The sequence below is a fragment of the Rhodoferax sp. genome, assembly GCF_039922535.1.
In the GTDB taxonomy this organism is placed as follows: Bacteria; Pseudomonadota; Gammaproteobacteria; order Burkholderiales; family Burkholderiaceae_C; genus Rhodoferax_B.
On sequence record NZ_JBDTEM010000177.1, the window covers coordinates 1 to 3,852 of the forward strand.

Annotated in this window: 4 protein-coding genes and 1 pseudogene; 4 read left to right on the top strand and 1 reads right to left on the bottom strand. The window is 62.1% G+C overall.

The features are described from left to right. The coding region (gene purM / locus ABI213_RS08260; RefSeq protein WP_348026699.1) for a phosphoribosylformylglycinamidine cyclo-ligase at positions 1–728 on the bottom strand (728 nt) is incomplete at its 3' end. A 196-nt stretch (positions 729–924) separates the two neighbouring features. Between purM and ABI213_RS08265 the strand changes: the two genes are divergently transcribed. The 4 genes and pseudogenes from ABI213_RS08265 to ABI213_RS08280 all read left to right on the top strand — a co-directional run. Continuing rightward, complete coding sequence (locus tag ABI213_RS08265) at positions 925–1,995, top strand: AI-2E family transporter (protein ID WP_348005546.1); 1,071 nt, start codon at positions 925–927, stop codon at positions 1,993–1,995. A 6-nt stretch (positions 1,996–2,001) separates the two neighbouring features. Next, entirely contained in the window at positions 2,002–2,673 is a 672-nt protein-coding gene (gene hda / locus ABI213_RS08270; protein ID WP_348005545.1) for a DnaA regulatory inactivator Hda, read from the top strand. 11 nt (positions 2,674–2,684) lie between these two features. Next, the gene (locus tag ABI213_RS08275) at positions 2,685–3,359 is read left to right on the top strand and encodes an HAD family hydrolase (protein ID WP_348026701.1); all 675 of its coding nucleotides are present in this window, start codon (positions 2,685–2,687) and stop codon (positions 3,357–3,359) included. After that, positions 3,356–3,852: pseudogene (locus tag ABI213_RS08280) on the top strand (polynucleotide adenylyltransferase PcnB); the annotation flags it as partial. The gene ABI213_RS08275 and the pseudogene ABI213_RS08280, both read left to right, overlap by 4 nt.

Below are 3,852 nucleotides of genomic sequence, written 5' to 3' on the forward strand. Positions count from 1 at the left end.
CGCCTTTGTGGGGCCTGGCGCTGCCGCTGATCGGCATTTTCTATGCCGCTTTCACGGTGCAATCGGCCATCCAGCATTGGTCGGGCCGGGGCTGCGTCACCGGCGCGCTCAATGCACTTACGCACCAGGCTGAAGCCGTTGGAATGCACGCCGCTACTGGTCAGGCCCAGCACCACGTCGCCGGGCTGGATGTCGCGGCCGGTCAGGATTTTGGATTTTTCGACTGCACCCACGGCAAAACCGGCCAGGTCGTACTCACCAGCCGGGTACATGCCGGGCATTTCCGCGGTTTCGCCGCCGATCAGCGCGCAGCCAGACAGTTCGCAACCCTTGGCGATGCCGCCGACCACGGCGGCTGCGGTGTCCACATCCAGCTTGCCGCAGGCAAAGTAGTCGAGGAAGAACAGCGGCTCCGCACCTTGCACCAGCACGTCGTTGACGCTCATGGCCACCAGGTCGATGCCCACGGTGTCGTGCATATTCCATTCGAACGCCAGGCGCAGCTTGGTGCCCACGCCATCGGTGCCGCTGACCAACACCGGCTCTTTGTAGCGCTTGGGCACTTCAAACAGCGCGCCAAAGCCGCCAATGCCCGCCAGCACGCCTTCGCGCATGGTTTTTTTGGCTAAGGGTTTGATGCGCTCGACCAGCGCGTCGCCTGCGTCGATATCGACCCCCGCGTCTTTGTAGGAGAGGGGGGCGGTGTGGTCGGCTTGGGAGGTGGTCATGGTGGTCATGGTCAGAGCGTTCACACGGGGTGAATCAAGAGGTGAAGGGCTTTAAGAAGGCCCAGATATCAGGGCCGGCGGGATTTGTCCGCGTAGCCCTCTACAATTTGCACGGATTTTAAGGGCAGGCGGCGCGCTGCTGCATCCGCCCCAATCGCTGTTTTTATTCCACCCTGAGCCCCACACCCTCCACCTGATGCAATTTACCTCTACCCAACGGCGTGCCCTGGCCTGGTTTTCCATTGCTGTCGTGGCCGTGCTGGCCCTGTGGCTGCTAGGGCCGGTACTGACCCCGTTTGTGGTGGCGGCGGTGTTGGCCTACATGCTGACACCGCTGGTGGATCGGCTCGACAACCTGTTCCGGGGTCGCGTGCCGCGCGTGCTGGCGGTGGCCGTGGTGGAGCTATTGTTCATCGTGGTGCTGTTAGCCATACTTTTGCTGATCGTGCCTATCCTGTTCAAAGAAGCGCCGCTGATGCGCCAACAGGTGCCGCTGCTGCTGGACAGCCTGACCAACTGGCTCACGCCGCTGCTGGCCCAGTTGGGGGTCAAGGTGTCGCTAGACCCGACCAGCATCAAGGCCTTTGTGTTCAAGTACCTCAACGCCAATGTGGAGGATGCGCTGGGCTCGCTGGTGTCCTCCGTACGCCTGGGAGGCAGCTTGGCCATGGCGGTGCTGGGCAATTTGGTGCTGATTCCGGTGGCGCTGTTTTATTTGCTGATGGACTGGGACCGGTTTATCGCCCAACTGGTGTCGCTGGTGCCTACCCGCGCACGCCCAGGTTTTGACAGCTTTGTAGAAGAGGCCGACGAGGTGCTGGGCCAGTACTTGCGCGGCCAGTTGCTGGTAATGCTGATCATGGCGGCGTTCTACGCCATTGGCCTGTCGTTGTTTGGGTTGGATTTGGGTCTGCCGATTGGCCTGTTTACCGGGCTGGCCATGTTTGTGCCCTACCTGGGCTTTGGCGTGGGCCTGGTGCTGGCGGCATTGGCTGGACTGTTGCAGTTTGCGTCCATCAAGGCGCTGGTGATGGTGGCCGTGGTGTATGGCATTGGCCAGTTCATTGAAAGCTTGTTTCTCACGCCGCGGCTGGTGGGCGAGCGCATTGGCCTGCACCCGCTGGCGGTGATTTTTGCCCTGCTGGCCTTTGGCCAGGTGTTTGGCTTTGTCGGTATTTTGGTGGCGCTGCCCGTGAGCGCCGTGCTGCTGGTGGCCATACGCCGCATCCGTGGCAGCTATCTGGCCAGCCGGCTTTATCAGGGTTAGACCAGGATGCAGCAACTGGTACTCGACATCGGGCTGGGCACCAGCCCAACGCTTGCCAACTTTTTTGGCGGCCCCAACGCGGCCGCCTTGCAGCATGTGCAGCAGGCCGTGGTCGATACCGGCCGCCCGCTGCAAACCTACTTATGGGGCGGCCCCGCCACCGGCAAAACCCATATGCTGCGCGCCGTGCGCGAGGCCTACCGCGTGCAAGCCGCCCGCGTCGGCTGGATGGACCCCAGCGTCTACGAGCCAGCCGAATTCGACGACACCTGGGCGGCAGTGCTGCTGGACGACGTGCACCTGTACAACCCGGCGCAGCAGCACATGGCCTTTAAATGGTTTGTCAACGCGCAAACCTGCAGTTGCTGGGTGCTGGGTGCGGGCGACGTGCCCCCGGCTGATTTGCAGCTGCGTGAAGACCTGCGCACGCGCCTGGGCGGTGGCAACGTGTTTGCCCTGCAACTGCTGAGCGAAGCCGAGCTGCGCACCGTGCTGGGCCAGGAGGCACAAGCCCGTGGCGTGACTTTGAGCGCCGAGGTGGTGGACTACCTGCTGCGCCGCTTCAGCCGCGACCTGGGCAGCCTGATGCAGTTGCTGGAGCATCTGGACCGCTATGCCCTGCAAACCCAGCGCGCCATCACCATCCCTTTGGTTAAATCCATGTTGGAGACGATTTGAAAGTGAGCCCTATGAAGTTGGCCCTGTTTGACCTGGACCACACCCTGCTGCCCCTGGATTCGGACTACGCCTGGGGCGAGTTCACCACCGCCATCGGCTGGACCGACCCGCAGGTGTTTAAACAGCGCAACGACTATTTTTACGCCCATTACAAGGCCGGCACGCTCGATATTGTGGAATACGTGCTGTTTGCCACCGAAGCCGCGCGCAAGCAGGGTGCTGCAAAATCCATAGCTGCCCACGCAGATTTCATGCGCGCGGTGATCCTCCCGGCCATACAACCCGTGGCCCGTGCATTGCTCAAACAGCACCAAGATGCGGGTGACCAGGTCATCATCGTTACGGCCACCAATGCGTTTGTTACCCGCCCCATCGCCGATGCCCTGGGCGTAGACGAGCTCATCGCCGTGGATCTGGAGCAGGGTGCCGACGGCTGGATCACCGGTCAGATCCGGGGGGTGCCGTCGTTCCGTGAAGGCAAGATCGCCCGCGTCGAAGACTGGCTGGCCGCACGGTCCTTAAGCTGGCAAGACGTGGAGGCCACCTTCTACTCTGACTCTATCAACGACCTGGCGCTGCTGGAAAAAGTCCAGCACCCCGTCGCCACCAACCCCGACGAGCGTTTGCGCGCCATCGCCACCCAGCGCGGATGGCGCATACTGGACTTGTTTACAAAGCAACCATGATCAAGACATTCATCGACAAAATACTCGGCAAAAAGCCTGCCGCCGCCAAAAAGCCTAAGTTTGGCAAACGCGTCGAAATCCCTGTATCCGAGCACGGCATCAACCCCAATCTGGTCGACGAGCGCGCCCTTAACGTGGTCAGTACCCTGCAGCAAGCGGGTTTTGAGGCCTACATCGTCGGCGGAGCGGTGCGCGACCTGCTAGTCGGCCTGCGCCCCAAAGACTTCGACGTGGCCACCAACGCCACGCCCGAGCAGGTCAAGGGCCTGTTCCGCCGCGCCTTCATCATCGGGCGGCGCTTTCGCATCGTCCACGTGGTCTATGGCCGTGGCCGCGAGAACGAAGTGATCGAAGTCTCGACCTTCCGCGCCTACCTCGACAGTGCTGACGCTGAGCAGGTCAAAGGCAATGAGCGCACCAGCAAGGGCGAGCTCTCGGGCATGAAACACGCCGTGGATGCCAGCGGGCGCGTGCTGCGCGACAACGTCTGGGG